This window comes from Mycobacterium sp. E136, from assembly GCF_001666865.1.
Lineage (GTDB): Bacteria > Actinomycetota > Actinomycetes > Mycobacteriales > Mycobacteriaceae > Mycobacterium.
This window is the reverse complement of sequence record NZ_LZJE01000182.1, coordinates 1-3,187: the sequence shown is the minus strand read 5'-3', so window position 1 is coordinate 3,187 and position 3,187 is coordinate 1. Positions and strand designations below refer to the sequence as shown.

General features: G+C 67.7%; 3 protein-coding genes. 2 read left to right on the top strand and 1 reads right to left on the bottom strand.

Annotated elements, in window-relative coordinates:
* The first annotated feature begins 263 nt into the window (after positions 1-263).
* Both A5698_RS12075 and A5698_RS12070 read left to right on the top strand, forming a co-directional pair.
* Positions 264-1,238, top strand: coding sequence for a glycosyltransferase (locus A5698_RS12075; protein WP_067086899.1), 975 nt, complete (start codon positions 264-266; stop codon positions 1,236-1,238).
* Between the two features lie 19 nt (positions 1,239-1,257).
* Complete coding sequence (locus A5698_RS12070) at positions 1,258-2,472, top strand: glycosyltransferase (RefSeq protein WP_067086897.1); 1,215 nt, start codon at positions 1,258-1,260, stop codon at positions 2,470-2,472.
* A gap of 5 nt (positions 2,473-2,477) precedes the next feature.
* On the opposite strand, the gene A5698_RS12065 is transcribed toward A5698_RS12070, so the two are convergent.
* Positions 2,478-3,187 (bottom strand): glycosyltransferase family 2 protein (locus A5698_RS12065; protein WP_068296869.1); only part of this gene is annotated, 710 nt, incomplete at its 5' end.

Sequence of the window (3,187 nt, the reverse complement as noted above, 5' to 3'; positions counted from 1 at the left end):
GTTCGGGTTCTGCGCTGGCTTCCTCGTCGAGAACCGGTTCGCTGGTGTCGCGCTGCTGCTCCATCGCGTCGGCGACGGGAACGTCGTCGGGCAAGCCTTCGCTGTCTGACATGCCGGTCGAGTACCCGAGCGCCCGATAGCGAAACGGCGCCCCCTCGGGGTTCGGCGGGAAAAGTCCGATATGCGAATCGCTTCTCGTCCGCTATGCGAAGAGTCGATCGGAGAACCGTTTTGCCCGAGAAGTGCTCGGGTAGGCGGGCCTCATGTCGATCTCGTCGACGCCACGTTCGGTGCTCCTCTGGCATGTGCACGGGTCTTGGACCGAATCCTTTGTGGCAGGCCGTCATCGCTGTGTATTGCCTGTGAATCAGCGTAGAGATTCCTACGGCCGCGGGCTGTGCGGGCGCAATTGGCCACGGGCGCACGAGGTTTCGTTTGACGATCTGTATGACGAGGACATCGACCTGGTGGTCTTGCAACGCCCCGAGGAAATCGTGCTGACGAACCGGTGGCTGGGACGACGACCGGGTCGAGACGTACCCGCGGTCTACGTGGAGCACAACGCCCCGAGACCGTTCGCGGTCGACAGCGTTCATCCGGTTGCTGAGCGGACCGACATCCCGATCGTCCACGTGACCGACTTCAACCGGCTCATGTGGAACAACGGTTCCGCCCCGACTCGCGTCATCACTCACGGGATCGCCGACCCGGGGTTGCTCTACCGCGGGGACGTCGCGGCCGCCGCGACGATGATCAACGAACCGTGCAGGCGCTGGCGCACGGTCGGCGCGGATTTGCTGGCCGGGTTCTCCGAGTACGTCCCGATCGACGTCTGGGGCATCGACACCGACGTGATCAGCGAATGCATCGCCAATCCGCGGGTGTTTGGAAGAGGTGACGTCCCGACCGCCGCCCTGCTGCCCGAGGTGGCCCGGCGTCGCGTCTTCCTGCACACCGCCCGGTGGACGTCGCTGGGTCTGTCGCTGATCGAGGCGATGTTCATCGGAATGCCGGTGGTGGCCGTCGCGTCGACGATGGCGCCGCTGGTCGTGCCGCCGGAAGCCGGTGTGGTGAGCGTTGACGTCGACACCCTCGGCCGCGCATTGGAGTCCTTCGTCGCGGACGGCGCCGCCGCCACCGCGGCCGGTAAGGCGGCGCGCGATTTCGCCAAGGCGCAGTTCGGAATCGATCGGTTCCTTACGCAATGGGACGACCTCATCGATGAGTGCTGCCGGTGACAAGGAAAGGAGGGCGCCAATGAAGATCGCAATGGTGTCAGAGCACGCCAGCCCGCTCGCTGCGCTCGGCGGAGTCGACGCCGGAGGCCAGAACGTGCACGTCGCCGAGTTGTCGGCGGCACTGGCCAGGCGGGGCCATCAGGTCGACGTCTACACCAGAAGAGACGACCCGAAACTTCCCGACCGGGTCGTCACGGCGCAGGGATACACCGTGGTGCACGTGCCGGCCGGACCTGCCGAACCGCTCCCCAAGGACGAACTCCTCGCCCATATGGGGCCCTTCGCGCAATTCCTCGACGACGAATGGGCAACCGACCGACCCGACGTGGCCCACGCCCACTTCTGGATGTCCGGCATCGCAACCCAACTCGCGGCCCGCCATCTCGACCTGCCCGCCGTGCAGAGCTTTCATGCGCTCGGTGTGGTGAAGCGTCGCCATCAGGGTGTCCGTGACACCAGTCCGCCGGACCGGTTGCACCTCGAGGCGACGGTGGCCCGCTCCGCCACCTGGGTAGCCGCCACGTGCACCGACGAGGTGTTCGAGTTGATGCGCATGGGCCGGTCCCGCAACCGGATCTCCGTGGTGCCGTGCGGCGTGGATCTGGACCTGTTCAGCCCGGAAGGTCCCGTCGCGCCGCGGGGTGACATGCGACGCATCGTCAGCGTCGGCCGGTTCGTGCCGCGGAAGGGTTTTGACGTCGTCGTGCGCGCATTGCCGCATCTGCCCGATACCGAGCTGGTGATCGTCGGCGGACCCGAGGCGTCCCAGCTCGACGCCGAGCCCGAGGCGCGTCGATTGATGGGCCTGGCAGGGGATTTGGGAGTCGCGGACCGCGTGCACCTCTACGGCTCGGTGTCTCGCGGCGATATGCCGGCCATCCTTCGGTCAGCCGACGTGGTCGCGTGCACGCCGTGGTACGAACCGTTCGGCATCGTGCCGCTCGAGGCGATGGCGTGTGGTGTTCCGGTGGTCGCCTCGGCGGTCGGCGGAATGCTCGACACCGTTGTGCACGATGTGACCGGACAACTCGTCAAGCCCAAGCGCCCCGACGAGGTCGCCAAGGCGGCGAACACCCTGCTGCGAGACGACTTCCTGAGGCAGAGCATGGGTGCCGCCGGCCGGGATCGTGCGCGGGCCCGCTACTCCTGGGACCGGATCGCCGCCGACAGTCAGCGGATCTACGACCGGCTGGTGCCGGTGCGGGTGCCGGCGACCAGCGTGTCGTCGGGATGACCGGTTCAGCCCGACTCCAGCAGACGCACCGCTCGCTCGAGCTCGCTGGGCAACGTGCGCCGCTGCGCGACGACCGCGGGAAGGCGAACCACCGCCTCGACCGCGCCCTTGGCATGTTCGCGATCACGCAGCGCCGCGGCGACCATTCGACCACTTGCGTTCAGGCAGCGGCCAATCGGACGTCGCAACCATGTGGTGAGCACGTCGTTGCGCAGCACCCGTGCGGCCTGCGCGGCGGTCGTGGCGCGCGCCGAGGAGGGCTGGTGGATCGCCACCAGTTCGGGGTGGTAGCAGAGGTCCCATCCGGCCGCAGCCATATCGAGCGCCAGCAGTTGCTCCTCGCCGCGGAAGTGCAGGATGTCGCTGAAACCCCCGGCCTGCTGAAACGCCCGCTTGCGCACTATGGCTGCACAGCTCATGAAGCCGAGAATCGACGGGCCCGGCAGGTCCGGTCGCCGGCCGAGAGCGCTGTGTGCCAGCTGTGTGGAGAACGAATCCTCGCGGCGCTGCGGCCACACGATCGTGCGCGCGGCGAGCAGTCCCACCGACGGATGCCGTTCGAACGCCTCCACCGCGGCCGCCGGGGACTCCGGCGTCCACCAGGAGTCGTCATCGCAGAAGGCGATGTACGGAGTGGGGCACGCCGCCACCCCGACGTTGCGGCCGACCGCGCCACGATTGGTGTCGAGCCGGATGAGCTGGAGGCGGTTCGCCG